The 20,456-nt window shown below is 66.6% G+C and carries 12 protein-coding genes and 3 pseudogenes; 4 read left to right on the top strand and 11 right to left on the bottom strand.

Annotation, left to right across the window (positions count from 1 at the left end; genetic code table 11):
• Nucleotides 1–3 precede the first annotated feature (3 nt).
• The 4 genes from ACIQMU_RS17605 to ACIQMU_RS17590 all read right to left on the bottom strand — a co-directional run bounded on the left by ACIQMU_RS17605 (nt 4) and on the right by ACIQMU_RS17590 (nt 5,813).
• Nucleotides 4–1,320, bottom strand: coding sequence for a cellulase family glycosylhydrolase (locus ACIQMU_RS17605; RefSeq protein ID WP_402689167.1), 1,317 nt, complete (start codon nt 1,318–1,320; stop codon nt 4–6).
• A 398-nt stretch (nt 1,321–1,718) separates the two neighbouring features.
• Entirely contained in the window at nt 1,719–2,912 is a 1,194-nt protein-coding gene (gene manA, locus ACIQMU_RS17600; RefSeq protein WP_402689166.1) for a mannose-6-phosphate isomerase, class I, read from the bottom strand.
• Between the two features lie 103 nt (nt 2,913–3,015).
• Nucleotides 3,016–3,981 (bottom strand): ROK family protein, encoded by a 966-nt coding sequence (locus ACIQMU_RS17595; RefSeq protein ID WP_402689165.1) that lies wholly within the window; start codon nt 3,979–3,981, stop codon nt 3,016–3,018.
• 248 nt (nt 3,982–4,229) lie between these two features.
• Nucleotides 4,230–5,813: a cellulose binding domain-containing protein gene (locus tag ACIQMU_RS17590; protein ID WP_402689164.1), complete on the bottom strand. Its 1,584-nt coding sequence runs from the start codon at nt 5,811–5,813 to the stop codon at nt 4,230–4,232.
• A 558-nt stretch (nt 5,814–6,371) separates the two neighbouring features.
• Here ACIQMU_RS17590 and ACIQMU_RS17585 point away from each other — a divergent pair.
• The 4 genes and pseudogenes from ACIQMU_RS17585 (at nt 6,372) to ACIQMU_RS17570 (ending at nt 10,556) form a co-directional block, all read left to right on the top strand.
• Nucleotides 6,372–7,682, top strand: coding sequence for a cellulase family glycosylhydrolase (locus ACIQMU_RS17585; protein WP_402689163.1), 1,311 nt, complete (start codon nt 6,372–6,374; stop codon nt 7,680–7,682).
• 931 nt (nt 7,683–8,613) lie between these two features.
• Nucleotides 8,614–8,799: a hypothetical protein gene (locus tag ACIQMU_RS17580; protein ID WP_402689162.1), complete on the top strand. Its 186-nt coding sequence runs from the start codon at nt 8,614–8,616 to the stop codon at nt 8,797–8,799.
• Nucleotides 8,800–9,291: 492 nt separating this feature from the next.
• Nucleotides 9,292–9,555, top strand: coding sequence for a hypothetical protein (locus tag ACIQMU_RS17575; RefSeq protein ID WP_352243044.1), 264 nt, complete (start codon nt 9,292–9,294; stop codon nt 9,553–9,555).
• Between the two features lie 264 nt (nt 9,556–9,819).
• Nucleotides 9,820–10,556 (top strand): annotated as a pseudogene (locus ACIQMU_RS17570) (formylglycine-generating enzyme family protein).
• A gap of 796 nt (nt 10,557–11,352) precedes the next feature.
• Here ACIQMU_RS17570 and ACIQMU_RS17565 read toward each other — a convergent pair.
• From ACIQMU_RS17565 to ACIQMU_RS17535, 7 genes and pseudogenes are all read right to left on the bottom strand, one after another.
• Nucleotides 11,353–11,610: pseudogene (locus ACIQMU_RS17565) on the bottom strand (transposase); the annotation flags it as partial.
• A 754-nt stretch (nt 11,611–12,364) separates the two neighbouring features.
• Nucleotides 12,365–13,147: a hypothetical protein gene (locus tag ACIQMU_RS17560; RefSeq protein ID WP_402689161.1), complete on the bottom strand. Its 783-nt coding sequence runs from the start codon at nt 13,145–13,147 to the stop codon at nt 12,365–12,367.
• A 324-nt stretch (nt 13,148–13,471) separates the two neighbouring features.
• Complete coding sequence (locus ACIQMU_RS17555; protein WP_402689160.1) at nt 13,472–13,711, bottom strand: transposase; 240 nt, start codon at nt 13,709–13,711, stop codon at nt 13,472–13,474.
• Nucleotides 13,645–13,992 (bottom strand): transposase, encoded by a 348-nt coding sequence (locus ACIQMU_RS17550; RefSeq protein WP_402689217.1) that lies wholly within the window; start codon nt 13,990–13,992, stop codon nt 13,645–13,647. The genes ACIQMU_RS17555 and ACIQMU_RS17550 overlap by 67 nt, the downstream gene beginning before the upstream one ends.
• 100 nt (nt 13,993–14,092) lie before the next feature.
• Nucleotides 14,093–14,230: pseudogene (locus ACIQMU_RS17545) on the bottom strand (transposase); the annotation flags it as partial.
• Nucleotides 14,231–14,657: 427 nt separating this feature from the next.
• Nucleotides 14,658–14,891, bottom strand: a complete 234-nt coding sequence (locus ACIQMU_RS17540) for a hypothetical protein (RefSeq protein WP_402689159.1) — start codon at nt 14,889–14,891, stop codon at nt 14,658–14,660.
• Between the two features lie 6 nt (nt 14,892–14,897).
• A complete protein-coding gene (locus ACIQMU_RS17535; RefSeq protein ID WP_402689158.1) occupies nt 14,898–20,108 on the bottom strand; it encodes a DUF6531 domain-containing protein in 5,211 nt (1,736 codons plus the stop codon).
• Nucleotides 20,109–20,456: the final 348 nt, after the last annotated feature.

The following is a 20,456-nucleotide window of genomic DNA, read 5'->3' as shown; positions in this document are numbered from 1 at the left end:
GGGTCAGCCCTTGGTGCAGGGGACGCCGTTGAGGACGAAGGTGCCAGGAACACCGTTGGCCGTGGGGGAGGAGCCGTTGAGGCCGAAGTTTACCGAGCCGCCTGCCGGGATGTTCTCCGTCCAGGGCGTGTTCGTGGCCTCGACCGTCGAACCGTCCTGGCTCAGCACGGCGTTCCACGCGGCGTCGGCCTTCTGGTCACCCGGGAAGACGAAGCGGAGCTGCCAGCCCTTGATCGCGGTGGTACTGGTGTTGCGGATCGTGACGTCGGCGTTGAAACCGTTTCCCCAGTCGCTGAGCCTGTAGGTCACCTCGCAGGCGCCGCTCTTGTACACCGTGGCTTCGCGTGCGGTCTCCTTGATCCCGTCGGGTCCGTTGAAGAAACGGTCGCCCCACGTGGTCAGGCGGCCTGCGTCGAAGTCGGTGGCCAGGTCCAGGTACTCGACCCCGCCGCTGTTTCCACTCCAGGACCAACCCATGTAGCCGATTCCCAACTGCTGGGCAGCCGCCATGATCGCGTCCTCGTCCGGGTTGCCGTCCGAGTGCGCGTCGCCGAATTCACCGACGACAATCGGAAGTTTCTGTGCAACGAACCCGTTCAGATAGTCCTGAACCTCGGCGGCCGTGTCGTAGACGCCGTACATGTGGATCGAAAAGACCGTGTTCTTGTCGGGGTCGGCTGCGAATGCGCCGGCCGCGTTGCTCTGCATGGTTCCGGACCAGTCCTGGCCCCAGTTGGGGGCGTCCACCATGATGGTGTGCTTGAATCCGGCGATCCGCATGTTCTTGATAGCGTCGGCAGTTCCGGAGGTCCAGTTCTCGTATCCCGTGTTTCCGTACGGTTCGTTGCCCAGGTTCAGGATTATGTGCTTTTCCTGCCCCTCGACCGCGCTTTTGATTCCCTTCCAGTAGTCCACCGCGCGGGAGAGCGAGACGGCGGCACCGGCCTCGCCGTACCCCGTAGTGTCGTGGGCCTCAAGAACGCAGATCAGGCGGCTGGCCTTGCATTGTTCGACGACGGCTGCGACATCCGCGGTGTCGTTCCTGGTCCACTGGTCGCCTGTGCTCAGCACCACGCGAACCGAGTTGGCGCCGAGGGCCTTGATGTCCTTGAGCGCCTGCGGTGTCCTGGCCGTGTACCAGGTGTGCGCGTGATTGACCCCGCGCAGGACGAAGTCGTTGCCGTTCGCGTCGAGCAGGCGGCCGTCGCTGACGTGGAACCCCGTAGGTGCCCCTGCGGCCTGAGCCGCGGAGGGTGCCGTGAGCACGGCGGCCGTGACAGCCAGCAGCGCTCCCGCTGCGGTGGCCAAGATCTTCCTCATGTCTCGCTCCCATGTGGTGGCGTGCACGCGGCCCGGAACGGATCTCCGGGCGGGGCGTCACGCCTGCCGTGAATGGCGGTTTGCTCCGCCCCGAACTGTGCTTCGAAGGCGCAACGAACGAGGCTTCCGCATCGCATGCTGCATTAAGGGATGCAGTCCGGGCGGATGAGTCCCCGCCGGCCGGAAAGTCATTGCGGCTCTCACCGGCCGACGAGGTACTGGATAGCCAGAGAACACCCATGAGCAGTTCGCTCGAATTGCTGACAAGCGTGGGTGCGTCGCCTAGTATTTGGCGACTTGGAACGACATTAGAGGCGGGCGTACGGAGTGGCAACCAGTAAGGTCAAAAAGATTAAGTTTAGCTCCGGTTTAATCGGCAAGAAGTCCCTGACTGTGCGTCATGGGAAGCTCACGTCCACGGTGGCACGGTAGACGGTCCCATTCCCGGCCACCGTCACGGGCTCGCCGGCGGGCGCGTATACGGAGCTGCCGGCGGGCAACGCGATCTCGCCTTCCGGACCAATGACGGAGACCGTGCCGGCTGTGCAGAGAAGGATCTGCGGGGCAGCGAAGTCAAGCGTTACGGCTTTCCGGTGGGGGCCGGGCCGCACGACGGACAGTCGGAAGTCGTCGACGGGGGTGGCGAACACTTCCTCGCCGCTGTCCGTAGTGGTGGGCCGCAGGGTGCGTACGGGAGTGGCCGAGAAGGAAATCACACGGAGGAGTTCCTCGGAGTCCACGTGCTTGGAAGTCAGCCCGCAACGCAGCACGTTGTCCGAACCCGCCATGACTTCCACTCCCAGGCCCCGTATGTAGGCATGCGGGATTCCGGCCCCGAGGAACAGTCCTTCGCCGGGAGCGAGCCGGAAATGGTTGAGCATCAGTGCCGGCAGCAGCCCGGAGTCAGAGGGGTGCGCCCGTGCGATGGAGTCGTAGCCTGCGAAAGCGGTTTGGTACGGGCCGACGGTGCGTGCCTCGCGTGCCACGGCCCGCGTGACGTCGTCCACGAGCGCGGGCCCCTCAGCCAGAAACGCGGAGAAAACCTGGCGGAGCGCGGATTCCTCCGGCACCGAACGCAGCGTCACGCAGTACTGATCCATGTCGTCGAGGTGCAATGCACTCAGGAGTCCGGCACAGTCCCGCGCTGTGCGAAAGCCGCAGAGTCCCTCGAACGAGCCGAGGGCGACGATCATCTCAGGCTTGTGATTGTCATCGCGATAGTTGCGGTGGGGGGCGTCGAGGGGGACCCCCTGCCCGTTCTCCCGCTTGAAGCCGGCGGCGGCCCCGGCCAGGTCCGGGTGCACCTGGAGTGAGAGCGGCGCCTCGGCAGCCAGCAGCTTGAGCAAGAACGGGAGGCGAGGGCCGAAGCGTCGAAGAACCGGCTCACCCAGCTCGGTTTCGGGTCGCTCCTCGATGACCCGGTCGAGGGGCTGTGGCTCCCCGTGCCGCCGGACCAGGGATGGAGCCGCCGGGTGGGCCCCCATCCACAGCTCGGCCTGCGGAGTGCCGTCCGGTTCGACTCCGGCCAGTTCCGGAATGGCTGTGGCGGAGCCCCAACTGTAGTGACGAACGGTATTGATCATGCGGTCCATGCGTTGATCCCTCTCGGGGGCGTCACCGGCCCGACCTCACGGTCGCGGTGCGCCCCTCTGGCGTTGCTGTACGGGCTACGGATTGACGACACGGAGAAACGCGCTACGAGCGTGTCCCTGCCGCCAGCGCGTTGGTTCCGAGCTGCGAGTAGGCGACGGCAGCCGCCCCGATGAGCCCAGCGTCCAGAGCGAGGAGAGCCGGCACGACGGGCAGCCCTCGTGTGAAGTCGAGGACTGTGTAGTCGGCCATGCGCCGCCGCAAGGGAGCGAACAGCGTGTCGCCGGCCTGTGCCACGCCTCCACCGATCACCACGACATCGAGTTCGACGAGCGCCGCCGACGCCGAAATGGCCGCTGCTAGTGCCTGGGCCGCCCGCTCGTAGGCACCCAGCGCCTGCGGGTTCCCAGCACGCGCCGCATCCGCGACGGCAGCCGCGGTCGGAGCCACCCCGGCCGGCGCGGACCACCCGGCCGCCTGCGCGTGCGCGGCTATCGCCGTACCGCTCGCGAAGCCCTCGACGCAGCCGGGCGCACCGCACGGGCACAGCGAACCGTCGAGATCGACCGTGATGTGCCCGATGTGGCCGGCGTTCCCCGTCCGGCCGGTATGGAGCCGGCCGTTGAGGATCAGGCCGCCACCGACCCCGGTGGACACCACCATGCACAGCGCGTTCTCGAAACCCCGCGCCGCGCCCAACCAGTGCTCCGCCGCAGCCATCGCCACGGCGTCCCCGACCAGGACCGGCCTCAGTCCCACCGGCAGTCGAGGGTGGGCGGCCAATTTGTCGACCAGCGGAAAGTGCCGCCAGGCCGGAATGTTGACCGGGCTGACCGTGCCCGCGGCGGTGTCGACCGGGCCCGCGCTGGCGATGCCGAGGCAGACCATCTCATCCCACACCGGATGGGCCGTCAGTTCGTCGACGACCGAGACCACCGCCCCCATGAGTTCCTCGGCGGACTTCTGCGCGGGCGTCGGCCGCTGTGCGCGCACCAACACAGTGCCCGCTTCGTCCACTAGCGCTCCGGCGATCTTCGTGCCGCCGATGTCCAGTGCTCCGTACACCGTCACGTCGCACACCTTTCGTGAGGGGAGCTGCTTCGTCATTTCGGAGGACACTCTGACTGCTTGTGACAACGTTGTCTAGTTTTCGGTTTAGTTAAGGTAAAGGTTTAGTAATGTTGGTGAGTGCGAGATCGTGTCCGAGGGAGCGACGCGCTCATGCCGTGTGCCGACGGCACCCGTCGGCACACGGCACAGGACGTCCTTCGTGGCTCAAGCGCACTCTGCTGTTGAGCCGGCGAGGTGTTCGGGTTGCGTCAGGCGGAGGTGCATGCTGTGCCGTTCAGGGTGAAGGCCGCCGGGGCGCCGTTGGTGCCGGTCTGTGAGGTACCGCTGAAGCCGAAGTTCACGCTGGACCGCGGGGCGATGGATGTGTTGTAGCCGGTGGGGTGGGTCACGGTCACGTTCCGGCCGTCCTGGGTTCGCGTCGCGTTCCAGATCTGGGTGATGGCCTGGTCGCCGGGGAAGTGGAAGGACAGCTCCCAGCGGTCGACCGCGGCGGTGCCGGTGTTGTGGATGGTGACGTCCGCGTTGAACGTGGGCCCCCAGTCGGACAGCTGATAGGTGACCTCGCATGGGGAGGCGGCCGTGGGCGACGTGGTGGGGGTCGGCGTGGGGGAGGGAGTGGTGGGCGGTGTGCGGCCACTCTTGGTGGCCATGCGCGCGGAGTGGTCGCGGAAGACCGTGAGCTCGGGGTCACCCTGCGAGACACCGAACTTTCCGTCTATCTCTCGGTCCTGGTACCACCAGAAGGCGCTGCCGTCGCCGCCTGCTGCCTCGAAGTCCTCGTAGATCTCGCTCCACCAGGCGGCGCGGTCGACGTTGTGGACGTTGAACTCGCCCATGAAGAACGGTTTGCCGACCTTGTCGTGCGAGTCCCTGATCCAGGCCCGGATCAGCTTCTTCGTCTCTTCGAGTGTCAGGTCCGCCCAGTGCTCGGTCGAGTATGGATGCGCTGAGGTGAAATCCAGATACGGCGACTGCTGAAGGTGGACGAAGGGGTTACCCTCGTCGCCTCCGAACCCGTACTGCGTGCCGTGCCCCTCAATGCCGGCGCCTAGGAGATGGTTCGGGTCTATCTTCTTTATGAAGGCGCCCATCTCGTCGACCCAGGCCCGCAGGGTGGTCCCTTCGACGTCCTCCTCCGGACTCTGGGCTTCGTAGCGCGGCTCGTTTATCAGATCCCAGGCGAAGATCGTCGGGTCGTCCTTGTACTTGACGCCGGAGTAGTGGTTCGTCCGGTTCAGGGCGTAGCTCACGTAGTTCTTGTACGAGGTGAAGCATCCCGGGCAGCGCTTCTTGTCGAAGAAGGCGGCGCGGGCCGGCTGTCCGCCGGACAAGCCCTCCCATCGGAGGCGGGTGTCGATGCCGCCGTATGCCTCCCAGTAGTTCTCGAACACCGGCATGAGCCGCAACCCGTGGGTTCGGGCGGACTCAATGATGTAGTCGAACTGGGCGAACTGCTTCTCGTTGTACACCCCCTCGGCTTTCTCGAAGCCGTGCCAGTCCTCGTGACTGAACATCCAGAGCCGGACGACATCGACACCGTCGTCACGCATGCGCGCGAAGTGGGCGTCAATGCGTGCCTTGTCCATGTACTCCGTCTCCGTGTCGCCGGAGCCCGAACCGAAGGTGAACAGGTCGTACGCGTTGGCCCCGGCGAAGTAGTACTCCTCGCCGTCCACACAGAAGCGGATACCGCAACGTGTCGCGAAGGAGTCGGCGGCGGCCGATGCCGGGATGGGGCGCACGAGTGTCAGACAGATGCCCGCCAGGGCGGCCAGGAACAGGAATGTCAGAGGCCATGGACGCCTGGTCCGAGCGTGGGGGTGGGTACGCATCGCGTCTCTTTCGTCCGAAGGGAGCGGGCCGCAGCCTCGGGAAGGCCGACGGGTGGGCGAGCTGGCCTCGGCGGCTCGACGAGGTGAACTCCAGCCCTGTACCGGTTTACCGAGCAGGAACGTAAGGCGGTGCTGCATGACTGTCAATCAATCCGGCAAGCCATGTTTTCGCTGGTGGGTGGCATTGTTCGGTTCATGGCGGTGGTGGCCAGGAGGTTTAGCGGTTTAGTGCTGCGAGACGTTTTGTGTGTGGTGGACGGATCGCGAACTCACTATTGACAGGGACGTAACACCCGGTGCCTCATGGTGTGGCGACGACTCGTTCGAGCCACATCTGGCCGAAGTCGCGGCTGGACGACGTCAGTTGCCCGGCGCTACCCCCACCATCACGACTCCGGCGAAGCCTGCCTTCGGTGCCACCCGCGCCGTAGCGCACCCGGCGCTCACCAAGCGCGCCCAAAGGTCGGCAGACATCGTTGTCAGGTGAGTGTTGCCCGCCCTACGGCCTCGTCCCGCTCCACCTGTCCACGCACCCGCATGCGAACCCGAGGAGAAAAGATGCGAAAGCCGAGAAGTACCCTGATGACGACGGCGGGCATGGCGTTCGCCGCCGCACTGGGCCTGCTGGGATCGCTCGTCGGTCCCTCCGTCGGCGAGGCCCAGGCCGCGCCCACCGGCATCCGTGTCAGCGACGGACGTGTGGTCGAGGCGAACGGCAACGAGTTCGTCATGCGCGGGATCAACCACGCCTACACCTGGTATCCCGAGCAGACGACCGCCATAGCCGACATAGCGGCCAAGGGCGCCAACACCGTCCGCGTCGTCCTCGGAAGCGGCGACCGGTGGACGAAGACCAGTGCCTCCCAGGTCTCCGGTCTCATCAGCCAGTGCAAAGCCAACAAGGTCATCTGCGTGCTGGAGGTTCACGACACCACCGGCTACGGCGAGGACGGCGCCGCCACCACCCTGGACAAGGCCGCCGACTACTGGATCAGCGTGAAGAGCGCGCTGCAGGGGCAGGAAGACTACGTCGTCGTCAACATCGGCAACGAGCCTTACGGCAACACGAACGCTTCTGCCTGGACCGGTGCCACCAAGAGCGCGATCAGTAAACTGCGGAGCGCCGGACTCAACCACGCCCTGATGGTGGACGCCCCCAACTGGGGCCAGGACTGGTCCGGAACGATGAGGGCCAACGCTGCCTCGGTATTCGCGTCCGACCCCGACCGCAACACCATCTTCTCCATCCACATGTACGGCGTGTACGACACCGCCGCCGAGGTGCAGGACTACCTCAACCACTTCGTCAACAACAGGCTGCCTATCGTCGTAGGCGAGTTCGGCGACGCGCACAGCGACGGCAACCCGGACGAGGGGGCCATCATGGCAACCGCCCAGTCCCTGGGCGTGGGCTACATCGGCTGGTCCTGGAGCGGCAACGGCAGCGGCGTCGAGTACCTCGACATGGCCAACGGATTCGACCCGAACTCCCTGACGAGCTGGGGCAACCGCTTCATCAACGGAGCCAACGGCATCACCGCAACCTCCGAGACCGCCTCCATCTACGGCGGCGGAGGCGAGCCGGGCGGCGGTGGCGACACGGGCAGCGGCACCGCGCCCAACGGATACCCGTACTGCGCCGGCGGAGGTTCGTCCGACCCCGACGGTGACGGCTGGGGCTGGGAGAACAGCCGGTCCTGCGTCGTGGCCGGCAGCAGCGCCGACGGAGGGAGCGGACCGGGCAGTGGCACCGCGCCCAACGGATACCCGTACTGCGCCGGCGGAAGTTCGTCCGACCCCGACGGTGACGGCTGGGGCTGGGAGAACAGCCGGTCCTGCGTCGTGGCCGGCAGCAGCGCGGACAGCTGACAGCAGCCGCGCGTGCGTGGGGGCTCGAACCGCCGTCGGCTGGTCAGCAGACTGGTAAACGGCCTCCTCGCGCACGCATCCGGCCGTCGACCGTCGACCGTCGGCCCGGCGGACTCGACCCGCGTGAGGGGCTCTGCGAGCAGGGCGCAGTGGCAGCCCGTTCTCAGGGACCGGGGCTGCCACTCTCTCCACGAACAGCCGACTGATCCCGACCGGTGTGGCCCGCCACGGATATCCGCACTGAACGACGAGGTCCCGGCGGCGGCCGTTGAGCCGCCGCCGGGACCTCTTGCCGTGTTGTAGCCCCGTCCCCTGGCCGCTGCACGGACCGGGTCGAAGCGTCTCCGCTACGGAATGCTCTCCCGAAGATATGGGTCAGGCGATGATCACGTCGCTGCTGGCTTCGATGGTCTGTCCCGTCAACGGCTCCGGTGGGCACTCACCTTCGATATCGACGTTGGAGAGAGTCCGGGCCGACCGGTTCATCACGGGCACCAAGATCAGCCAGCTCCTCTATCCCCATGAAACTGCACGGGTGCGCACCGAAAGCTGGTCCAAGGGCCTGATGGGCCGGGCCGGAAACGCCGCGCACCGCTCTCATGTAGCGGCATGGGATAGCCCAGTCCTTCAGGGACGGATCAGTGCCGCGCCGGGTGCTGGAGCCCGGTACACGGCAGCGCCGCGTGGCGATTCTGGCGGCGCGTTCCTATGTCGCTTACATGTCCGGTCGCGGAAGGGGGCGGGCTCTCCTCGCCGGGCACCGGGGCGCGGAAGCCGGTCGACCTGGATCTCCGGCTGCCCTGCCGGATGGCGAGGCGTAGCCCACTTCAACCACCCCAGCGCTGTTGCCTGCGACGAGCATGCCGACGTCCTCGGCTCGGCTTCAACGGTTCCCTGATCTCGTCGCGGCGCCAAGGACGCGACGGCACGGATGCCGTTGCTGCACCAGCCCCGCGCAGCCATGACTGCCGCCGGCGGCGTCGCGGACGTCTCACCGGCCGCCTACACCCGGCCCGGCGACAGCGTGGTTTCCGCCGCCGTGCCCAGCAACGGCCGAGTTCCTGCGGGGGCGGCGATGAACATGGGCATCTCGACGGACGATCCTGCAAGCCCGTGACGCTCATTTGACGCTCTCGGCGCACCCGCGCTGCGCGGCGAATCGAAAAAGCCGTTCTGACCTGGCCTTTTCCGTGGCCCGCTCAGGCCGACATCTTTCCGATGACGCACCACGTGGAGTGCGTCGCCATTCTTGAGCCTGTTGCGAAGGGCGTCTGACCTGCGGCTTTATGTATCAGGTTCGTTTTTCGACCCGTTTCCCCCTGTGTGACAGATCGATCGGTCTGAGGTGCTGTGACCTGCGCTTTGGAGCGAGGGCAGTATCAAAGGCTGTCGCGGGGATTGCCTTGCGCACGTTCTTGACGCTCAACTGACGCCCGCTTCGATGACCCGTTGAGCCTATGAGCGCACCGAAAGTGCAGTCGCCCAGGCCCGTCCGGAGCGCTCCTGGACGGCCTCTGTCGGTCCTGCCGTGCTGCGTGCACACCCCAAGCAGCAGTTACGTGGTCTCCGGGAAAACGCGCGTGCCACTCCCCGTGCGTCTGTGGGGACGATGACTCCGGGACGTCGCCCCGGTTTCGGGTTCCGTGACGGTGCCGGACAGGTGCGGCAGGTCGCCGAGCTGCTCCTGGTCGACGAGCTTCTCGGTGGCCTGGGGGAGGTGGTGGTGCAGGTGACGAGCTGCGCGCATGCCTCGGGGCCGGTGGTGTCCGGGCGGTCGAGCATGCGGATGAGGTCGATGTGGAGCGGTCTCGAGGTAGCCGTCGAGCGTGATGGTGTTCATCGGGCGCTCTCCGTGGGGCTGTTGCGGGTGTAGTGGGGGCGGGGTGTGCTGGCTTCTCGATCTGTTGGCTCGCGTGCAAGAAAGGGCATCCATCCGCGCTTACCTGGAGGTGCGGCGGACAGGTCAAGATCCCAGCCCGGTACACGTGAACCTGCCCAGCCGCTGTGGCGAGTCACCGGCGGATGGCGGTCGCAAGTCCTGGTTCGAAGGTCGCCCTGGAGGTAGGCCGATCGGCCGAGGCTCACCTCATCCAGCAGGGTGATCATGGAAGCCGTTCGATCGAGTTGAGGAGAGACGATGCGGGTGGAGCAGGTGGACTGGGTCGAGATTCCGGCCGGGTGGCTGCGTCGGGGTACGCCGATTGATGAAGTTGCAGAGGTGGCGTTGCGCTATGCCGATACCGGCGTGCCGGTGGAGTGGTACACAAAAGAGGCCCCGCGGGCGGAGATCCGCGTTCCGGCGTTTCGGATCGCCCGCACCCAGGTCACGGTCGGCCAGTGGACGCTCTTCGCGGCGGCCACCGACAGACCGATTCCGCAGGCGCCGGCGGACCACCCGGTCGTCGGGGTCACCTGGGACGCGGCGACGGCTTACTGCAGGTGGCTCGGGGAACAGCTCGACGGCCAAGAAGTGAGGTTGCCCACGGAGGGCGAGTGGGAGCGCGCCGCTCGTGGTGATGACGACCGAGAGTTCCCCTGGGGTGCCCAGTACCGCACCGGCCTGGCCAATCTGGTGGACCTCGGTATCGGCACCACGATGCCGGTCGGCTCATTCCCCGAGGGCGCCAGCCCTTTCGGTGTGCTGGACATGGCGGGCAACGCCGACGAGTGGACCTCCACCCTCTACGCCCCGTACCCGGGCGCTCCCACCGAGGTTCCGAGCGTCGAAGACTGGGCGTTCGATCCGCACGTCACCCGAGGCGGCGCGTTCGCCACGACCGAGACCTGGCCCGGTGCGCCCGTCGACACGGTGCCTATGAGCGGGACTTGGCGGCGATCGGCGTGGGGCTTCGGCTGGCAGCACCGGCGGAGTAGAGACGGGATGCCGACATGAGGTCTCGCTCGTAAGCCAAGCCGTGTATCGGTGCTTTTCCGAGCCCTCAGCCTGAACCGGCGACCAGTGCCTCGCCGAGCGGGGTACGCCGGTAGAGCACCGACCTTCCGGACCGGGCGCGGACAAGCAGCCCCGCGCCGCGCAGGATGGCGAGATGGTCCCCCTAGCGCGCCGGGTGCCATAGCGAGGCTTCGGGCGAGGTGGCTGGTACTGGCCGGGGCGTCCAGCGCCAACGGCAGCCGGGCCCGGGCCCGGCCGACCAGGACGGTCAGCGCGTCCGGTTGCGGGACGGCCTCCTGCTCGCCCCACAGGGCGGCGGTGCCGCGGGCGCGATAGATCCAGGTCCGGGGCCAGGGGGCTTCCGTGTGGGCGGCGATATTCCTGACGAAGACCGAAGGGATCAGCAGGAGCCCGTCGCCGGCGAGCCGGACTGTTCCCACTCGGGGGAAGTGGCCGATCTCGATGCCGCCGGCTTGCCAGGTGATGCTCGGATGCAGGCTCTCGATGGTCGTGGCCCACCCGTGTTCGCCGATCACCCCCACCCGGTGCACGACGTCGCGCTCACAGATCGCGCGCAGTTGCGGCCAGTCCGGGGCGAGCAGCTCGTGCCACGCCCGGTCCATCGCCTCGGCGATCCTGGAGACGGCGTCCGTCGGGTCCAGCACTGCGCGTACGCGGCAATCACGCGCGGGGGCGGGGCGACGAAGTTCGGCCCGCCTTGCGGGGTGTGCAGGGCGACGACGGCGTTCACTTCGCTCTCGCGGCGAAGCCGTCCAAAAGCCGGCCCCAGACGCCATCTCTTGACCAGATCAGGAACCTGCGGTGGGCCGTCGACGTGGATATCCCGAAGCGCGGCGGCAATGCCCACCAGGCACATCCACTGACCAGGACGTAGATGATCGCCGCGAACAGCGTCTTATCAAGCGTGTCCTGCGTCCCGCCGCCCGGCGGCCGCACCTTCGACGGCGGGATCAGCGGCTCCGCGATCTCCCACAGCCCGTCCGGAACAATCGAACTCCACGCACCCCGCCCCACGATCAGACCAACGACCGACTCACCACATAGGACACGGCCTTAACCCGGCGCCGACACGCCCTGCGTAATCCTGAACCGATCACGCCACAATCAAGCCGGTGGATCCGCGTTGAACTGAGAAGCCGTATCTCAACTGAACGTGGTTTTTTGATTTCTGCTGTTCAGGCATGATTTCGCTCAGGTTGAGGGAGGCATGCGGCGTCTTGTGTCCGCTTCATGGTCGAGGGGTACGTGGTGGCGTCGGTTCTGGGAATGCTGGAGGAGCGGGAGGCGGCTGCCCGCGTGCGGGTGGAGGGCTTGCGGGAGGAAAGCTTGAGTTGGACCGTCGGGTGATCGCGCGGGAGGAACTGACCGAGGCCCTGACAGTCTCTGCGGCGGAGTCCACTGCCATGACGACGACCGAGGCGGAGGAGGTGGCGGCGCTATCGTTCGCGCCGGTGCCGGGCTCGACGGTGCCGCCCTGGCGGGAAGGGCTGCCGGTGACGGTTCTGGCGCCGGACTATCAACGGACTCCGGGCGTGCTGGAACAGCAGCGATCCACGGGTCACGGGCCGCTTCGGGCCAAGGAAATCCGCGGTGGAGCTTGGCCTTGGAGCGACGCCGGCGAAGGTCGAGGGGTTGCGGTCGAAGGCCCGGCGCCTGGCGGAGCGTGGGTGGCTCCTCCTGGAGGCGCCGGGGGCATTCCGTGCCGGCCGGCGGTCCGTGGCCGTGAGTGCAAGGACTGCCCAGGGGTCAGGTGCGAGCACACGGGGCCTCAGGGAATCACGGGGCTGAAGGCGGCGACTACGCCCACTGCCACCAGGCTCAAGGCGACAGCCAGCTTCAGGACCGTTACTGGCACTGCCAGCAGTAGCGAAATGCTCGCAGCCATCCGCTTCGAGTTCCTGGGGTCGTAGGTCACCTCGAGCCTTCCCGTGTTGAGCGCACTCTTGAAGATGCGTTTGTTGCCCTCTCCGTCGATGAATCGGTACTCCGATCTCCCATGCAGATTATGCGTGGAGAGCGCCTCGACCGTCACGCCTCTCCGTCGCAGCACGATCTTGTCGCACAGGTGCTTTACTGACATGAAAGTGCCTACCGAGCCCAGAGTGAGGGGGAAGAGGCCGAAGACCGCACCGATGATGAGCACGGATGAATGCGCGACGCCGAGATATATCAGATATCCGCAGTACGCGACTGCGCCACAGAGGACCACAGATGGTATGCGCCAGCCGGTGAACAGTGGCGGCGCTTCGGGCGCGCGCAACCTCTTGGTTCGGACAAGTCCGCTTCCGCGCGGATCGCGTTCCACTGGAAGGCCGGCGTTGACGGCAGTCGCGAACGCTGTTGCGGAGGTGGCGTTGTTCGCCCGGAGTTCGTGAGTCATGCCGTCGGTGAGGACGATCTCGACCGTACGCGCGCGACGTCCGCCTACTCGTGTCTCCTGAATGACATCAAACGGAATGGTGGTGCGCACCTGGTCGCGGTCGACGATGACGGCTGACTTCTGCAGGATGGCGGTGACCCCGCGGCCGCGGACGATCTGGGAGGAGGACATGACTGAGACGACTCCCGGCGCAAGCCCAAGGTTGCATGTAAGGGGCCATGAGATGTGCTCGCCCACCTGGCGTGCGCGGCTCGGACCCGACCGCGACGCGACCTCGTCGAACCGATCCGCCGCTGGCAACCGGCATGAACGGCGCCCTCACTCGTCCAGGGACTCGGTGCGGTAATGGAGAGGCCGGTCCCGAACTTTTGCCCAGCAGTCCGTTCGAGCGTGCATTTTTCCTATCTCGGGTGTTTTGGGCATCATGTAATTCTTCGTATGCTTCTGTTGCCCCCAGAGAATCTGACTGACTGGTCCAGGAAGCGTCGGGGATGTTCAGCGTCGGCCGTGGGCCCGTGGCCGGGCCAGGCGGCGGCTCATGCGCGTGATCATCGACCACTGGATCAGTGCCTCGCTGGTGGCGGTCAGGGTTGCGTCATCGCGGGCCAGGCGGCGCGCATGCGTCAGCCGTGAGAACGTGCGCTCCACCACCCACCTGCGGGGCAGCACTACGAAGCCTTCCATGATGTCTGTGCGCTTGACGACCTCCAGGGTGAGGCCGAGTTTTGACGGCACCAATGGACAAGGGCGCCGGTGTAACCGCCGTCAGCCCGGGCCAGAGTGATTTCGCGATGCAGCGTGCGCAGCCGTCTCAGCAGGGGCACGGCCGCGTCCCGGTCGCCCGCGTTCGCGGCCGTCACCGCGACGGCCAGCAGCAGGCCGAGTGTGTCGGTCGCGATGTGCCGTTTGCGGCCCGGTACCTTCTTCCCGCCGTCGTACCCGCTCGAGGATGCTGCCACCGAGGCGGACGCCCCCCACCGACTGCGCGTCGATGATCCCGGCCGAAGGCTCCGCATGCCGGCCCTCGCGCTCACGGACCCGTCCACGCAGCCGGTCGTGGAACTCCGCGACCAGCCCGTGCTCCCGCCACCGGCGGAAGAAGGCATAGAACCTGGCCCAGGCAGGGAAGTCCGCGGGCGTCGCACGCCAGGAATTCCCGTTCGCGACCAGGTAGCGGATCGCATCGAGCATCGAGCGGTGGCAGTAGCCCTCGGGTTGCCCGCCCCTGCCTTCCAGCCAGGCCGGCACCGGCATCAGCGGTCGCACAGCCGCCCATTCCGGGTCCGTCATATCCGACGGGTACCGGCGCACCCGATCAGGATGATCAGCCGCGTTCCCGTACACCTGCGCGAGACAATCACACGATCGGGCAGCCGAGTTGAACGATGCGGGCGTGAGCGCGTAGAGCTGCGACAACAGCGCCTCCTGGAACTGCTCGGTTCGGTTCGCACCTCCGAGCTACCAAGGGGCCCTGCCTTCATGCGCCTACCGCCGGAAGAGCACCCCGGCGGGAAACCCGTTCGACTCGCACGTTCCATGACCGGTTGAGATACGGCTTCTGAGCCAGAACAAGGAGAGGACTCCGGGGCCGATCGGCCCCGGAGGCTCTGTTGTGTCAACGGCCTTGACTCTGGCGGCATACGTCGACCTGCTGCCGGGGATCGGAACCCCGCATTTGTCCTTACAGGGCGAAAGGGGTATAGGACAAGGCGGTGTCCACAACCTCTTCGGCCGTCAAGTCATCCGTAAAACCTTCCATGTCGGGATGGTAGATGAGGTCGAGTACACGAGGATGAGGAACGCTCGCTTCGAGAATCTCCACGAGCCCATCGACTTCCTCCTCCGTCCCGTGTTCCGCCATGATTTTGCGAACGAGCTCGACGAGCTGATCGCGGGAAAGGTCATGCGCGCCCATCACACCTCACTGATGATAGTTGGGGTCCAGTACCTCGGCATGATACCGAGGTGTCACAACCACCAGGTTGTCCAGATCGTAGACGCCGCCGCCATGTTGAATCGGTTTTACGTGGTGGAGGACGTACTTGTTATTCCTTCCCACGGCTTGCTGGTTCGCCACAAACGGCGCCCTGCCGGCAGCCATACGTGTCCTGTTTGATTTACTGAAACCTGCGACCAAACCCGAGTCACTGGCAACAGCCTTCCAGAAAGCCTCGCGAAAATCCCCGAAGGTCTTGAAGGATTTCCCCTGCAGCTGTCGGCCGATCTGTCCCGGTATTTTCCCCGTACTGCCATGGGTTCCCTTCAGCCACCCACCGGATACATCGGAGAGACGTCCACCACCTGTTACAGCGCCTGGAGAGTTCCTTAGCTCTGTGGCCGTCCTGGCTCCCGTAATGGCGGGTCGACTACTCAGCCCTTCGGCGCCCAGGGCCGACGTCTCGGGCTCGACCGCTTGTCGCCTCCAGCCGGTGAGGCCGCCGACCCCGACGAGGGCCACTTGCTGGGTGAGTTCCTCTGCGGCTTCGGCGTACAGGTCGGCGAGTGCGTCGCAGCCTTGTTGGCGGAGCATGTACTCGGCGCGGTAGAGGCGGTAGGCGGGGCGGACGGGGAGGTACTTGTCGAGGAAGGCTCCGGCACCGCCGTTCTCGCCGGTGAAGGCGTCCTGCGCGTCACCGAGGAACACGAACGGTGACTTGACGACATCGACGAAGGCGTCACCGAAGATGCCCAGCACGTCGCCGATGCCGTCGACGCTGTCGTTCGGGTCTTCGGGGGTACGGCCGCTCGGGTCGGTCAGGAGGGTGGGTACGTTGTCGGCGTATGCGTACGGGGACACATGGGGGGTCGAGGTGCTGCGGGTCACCGGGTCGGTGCTGTTGAAGCGGCCGGTGGCGGGGTTGTACTGGCGGGCGTGGAGGTCGATGTTTCCGGTGGTGGTTTCGTAGCGGGCGCCGGTGTAGGTGGGGGTGCTTGAGGGCGCGCCGGTGGTGACGGTGCCCAGGACGCGGGTGCCGTAGGGGCCGTAGGCCCAGCGCTGGTGGAGGACGCCGGTGCTGCTGGTGACGTCGAGCGGGGAGCCCTGGGTGTCGTGGTGGTAGTAGAAGACCGCGCCCGTGCCGGTTCTGGTGGCGGCGGGCTGGCCGAGGGGGTCGTAGCGGTAGGACTGTTTGACGGTCCAGGCGCTGTCGTACTCGGTGGCGAGGATCGGCAGGGGCGCGTTGGGGTCCCACTGGGTGCGGTTGATGACCGCGCCGTCCTTGAGCGTGGCGACCTGGTTGCCGCCGGCGTCGTGGTCGTATCGGTAGGTGGCACCTGCCACGGTGGCGGTGGAGATCTGACCGGCCAGGTCGTAGCTGAAGGTGTTGGCGCCGGCCTTCGTCTGGTTGCCTTCCGCGTCGTATGCGTAGGCAGTGGTGGCGGCCCCGGCGGTGGTGGAGGTGAGCTGGTCGGCGTCGTCGTAGGAGTAGCTGGTGGACGTGGTGCCGAGGGTGGAGGTCAGGCGGTTGCCGACCTTGTCGTAGGTGTAGGACGTGGTGCGGGTGGCGGGGCAGCCGGTGACCCAGGGCTGGGGGTAGCAGCCGGAGGTGAGGCGGCCTGCGGTGTCGTAGGTCTGGTCGTAGCCGCCGGTGCCGACTCCGGCCCGGGTGACGTCGACACGGGTGGGCAGACCGGCCGCTGACAGGGTCAGGGCGGTCCTCGTGACCGTCGTGCCCGCCTTGGAGGAGGTGACGGCGGTGACGCGGCCCGCCCGGTCGTAGGTGCGTTCCTCGGTCTCCGTGTTGGGCAGTGCCGTCCTGGTGAGGTTGCCCGCCGGGTCCGAGGTGTAGGTGGTGGTGGCGCCGTCGGCCGTCATCGTGGCGGTGCGGCCGTCGTTGTCGTAGGTGTAGCCGATGGTGTTGCCGTCGGAGTACTTGCGGGTGAGCATCTGCCCGGCGGCGTCGTAGGTGTAGGCGAAGCCGCGGGTCTTGGTGAGGTCACCGACCGCGTTGTACACGAAGTCCTCGGAGATCTTCGCGTTGGCACGAGCGGTCATCTGGCCGGCGTCGTCGTAGCCGAGGGTGACGTCCGGCGTGGCATCCGAGTAGTCGATCTCGGTGACCAGGCCGCGGACGTCGTACGTCCGGGTGGTGGAACCGCGAGGCGTCGTCACGTTGACCGGATTGCTGTCCGCGTCGTACGTGTACGTCGTCACCCGGTCCAGTGGGTCGGTGACCGAAGTCAGGCGGTGCGCCGCGTCGTAACCGTAGGTGGTGACGTGGTTGTTGGCGTCGGTCCGGCCGGTGACATTGCCGACTGAGTCGTAGCCGTAGGTGGTGGCCGCGCCACCAGGGGCTGTGACGGTGGTCAGTTGGTCGAGTTTGTTGTAGCGGTAGGTGGTAGCGCGCTGGTCGGCGTCCGTTCTCCGGGTGACTTTTCCGACGGCGTCGTACTCGGTTCTTGTCACGTTGCCGAGTGGGTCGGTGACGGCGGTCGGATTGCCCGACGGGTCGTAGTGGTAGGTGGTGGTGTACTGGGCGGGGGAGGCGCCGGTGACGTTGCCCCGCGGGTCGACGGCCGTGGCCCGGCGGCCGTCGTCGTCGTAGGTCCAGCTCTCCTTGTTGCCCAAAGGCGAGGTGCTGCTGAGCAGGTTCCCGTCGTCGTCGTAGGCGTAGGTGCTGGTCCTGCCCAGCTGGTTGGTGCTGCTGGTCAGCCGATTGTTCTTGTCGTAGACCGAAAGGGTCGTCTTGCCCGCGGCGTCGGTGACCTTGGTGACGTTGTCATTGGCGTCGTACGTGTAGCCGGTGGTGTGTCCGAGCTGGTCGGTGTTCACCAGCGGCCGGTTGATCGCGTCGTAGGCCGTGGTGGTGAACGCGCCGGTGGGACCGGTGACCTTGGTGTTGTTCCCGGCGGCGTCGTAGGCATAGCTCGTGGTGTGGGCGGCCGGGTCGGCGCCGGTGACGTTGCCGCGCGGGGAGACGCTGGTGAGCAGACGACCGACCTTGTCGTAGGTGTAGGTGGTCTTGTTACCGGCGGCGTCCGTCTCGGAGGCGAGGTGTCCGGTGGCGCTGTAGGTGCGGCTGACGAACTTGCCCGCCGCGTCGGTCGTCCTGGTCAGGTGCCCGGCATCGTCGTAGGCGAATGCCGTGGTGTCCCCCTCGGGGTTCTTCGCGGTGAGGAGTTGTTCCGCGCCGTTGTAGGTGTAGGTCGTGGTGCGGCCCAGTGGGTCGGTGGCCGAGCTGAGCAGTCCGCGCCCGTCGTAGGCGTACGTCGTCGTGTAGGCGGCGGGGTCGGCGCCGGTGGCGTTGCCGCGCGGGTCCGTCTTGGTCAGGATCCGCCCGGCCGCGTCGTAGGTGAGCGTCGCCTTCTCACCCAGGGGTGTGGTCACCGACGTTCGGTTGCCGGCCGTGTCGTAGCCGTAGGTGGTGACCTTGCCCCGTGGAGTCTTCACCGTCCGGATGGCGCCGAGCGTCGTGTACGTGTAGGCGGTGGTGCCGCCGAGCGGGTCGGTGGTCGTCGTCAGCTGGTTGGACGCGTTGTACGTGTGGGAGGTCTTGTTGCCGCGGCCGTCGGTGTGGCTGGTGATGTTGCCCGACGTGTCGTAGGTCCAGATCTCCTTGTAGCCGAGGCTCGCGGGCGAACTACGGGTGAGCATGCGGCCGGCGCTGTCGTACGTCATCGACGTGGTGTTGCCGCGCTGGTCGGTGATACCCACGGGCCGCAGATAGCGGTCGTAGTCGTAGGTGATGCTCTTGCCGTACGGATCGATGGTCGACATGAGGACGTTGCCGGAGTACACGTCCGTCCACAGGCCGCCGTCGGGCGCCGTGGTGTGCGACTCGCGGCTGCCGTCCCAGGTGAACGTGGTCGTCTTGGTGTTCTGGTCGGTCTGGGAAGTGACCCGGCCTGCGGTGTCGTAGGTGTTGCTGACCTTGCCGCCTGCGGGGTCGGTGTAGGACGACAGCCGCTTGTTCGCGTCATACGTGTAGGAAGAGGTCTTTCCGGCGGGGTCGGTCACCGAGGTCAGCAGACCACCGGTGTAGCCGTAGGACACCGACGTCGTGTCCGGCAGGGCCACCTCGGTCAGCAGCCCGTCGGCCCCGACCGTGAATGTCGTCGTGCGTCCGGCGGCGTCCTTGACGGAGGCGAGTCTGCCGGACGCGTACGTCAGGCTCAGCCCCTTCCCGGCCTTGTCCACGACGGAAACGAGCTGACCACCGCCGGTGAAGGTCCGCTTGGTGTGGTCGGGCGTGGTCAGGATGTAGTCACTGGTGCCCTTGACCAGTTTGGTCGCCGACCCGGCCGGGGCTTTGTACGTCCCGTCGCTGTTCTGCGTGAACACGAACGACGCCCCGTCGTCCGCCCGGTAGGTGACCTTTCCCGTCGCGACCGTGAGCTTCGAGTCGAACGGTGTCGCCCAGCCGCGGCCCAGCAGGCCCGCTGTGGTCGAGTCGGAACGGTACGTGCGTTCCAGGGCTAGTGACACACCTGGGCCGGCCAGGGAGGCGTCGGTGAGCTGTTCGAAGAACATGCCGGTCGCCGTGTTGACCGGGTCCGCACGGTGAGCCTGCGCGTAGCAGGTGCAGATGCCCGCCTGCGCTCCGGGGATGTCAGGCGTGTAGAAGGCTTCCACCAGGGGAGAGGTGGTTCCACCCGGACTCGAAGACCCGTCCGTGCCGGTGAGGAAGATCCAGGCGTAGTACTTCTTGCCGTCCTCGAGATGTCCCCCGAGCGTGCTGCCGCTCCACCAGAAGCACTGGTCGGCGGGGTAGCCGTTGCTCGGCCACCATCCGTAGCACCAGGCGCCGTTGTCGAGATAGCGGCCCGAAGGGTCACCGGTGGATCGCTTGATCTCCTGCTGGAGGACGAAGTTCCCGGCCTCGTCGCGGACGTAGAGCCACATCCCGGATACCGAGGAAGCCGCCGTGCCCGTTGGTAGCTGCAGTTGCCCGCCGATCGACAACTTCGCCGGGTAAGCGGTGGCGTACGCGCTGACCCACGGGGGATTCCCTGTCGCCTGTGCGCCGAACGGAGTTGCCGATCTGTTGGCGGCCGGGCCTCGGTCGGCTGGTTCGGTGGGGCGGGGGTGCGGTGTGCCGGACGGCTTCACTGCGCGCGGGTCGACGTAGTCGTGCATGGGCGACAGCTCGTCCCGGTCCCGCTTCACCTGCTGGCGTCTCTCGGCCAGCGTCATGGCCTTGGGCGGCTTCGGGAGGTCCGAAGCGGTTCTCGCCGCGGCCGTCCGTATGGCGGCCGATGGGGGTATGGAGGTCTGTTGGCCTCCGGGGGAGGCCCAGGATGGGATGACCCCTGCGACGGCCATGAGAGTCAGAGCCAGGAGTGTTGTGAGGAGTCTTCGCGCTTGTGTGCGCACAGTGCATCACCCGTGAGTAAGTCGTGAACAGAGTCGGGGTGATGCTTGATCCAAAAGTAGATCGAACTAACGCACGGCGGCGGACGGGGCTGGATCCCGATGTGTCGCACCGAACGGTGCCCGGAGTGTGCGCTGGCTGCGGGGTCAACCAGTCGTCCCCTGATGGGT

The sequence above is a fragment of the Streptomyces sp. NPDC091649 genome, assembly GCF_044756785.1.
Lineage (GTDB): Bacteria > Actinomycetota > Actinomycetes > Streptomycetales > Streptomycetaceae > Streptomyces.
The sequence above is the reverse complement of the archived record's forward strand: the minus strand, read 5'-3'. Positions and strand labels throughout refer to the sequence as shown.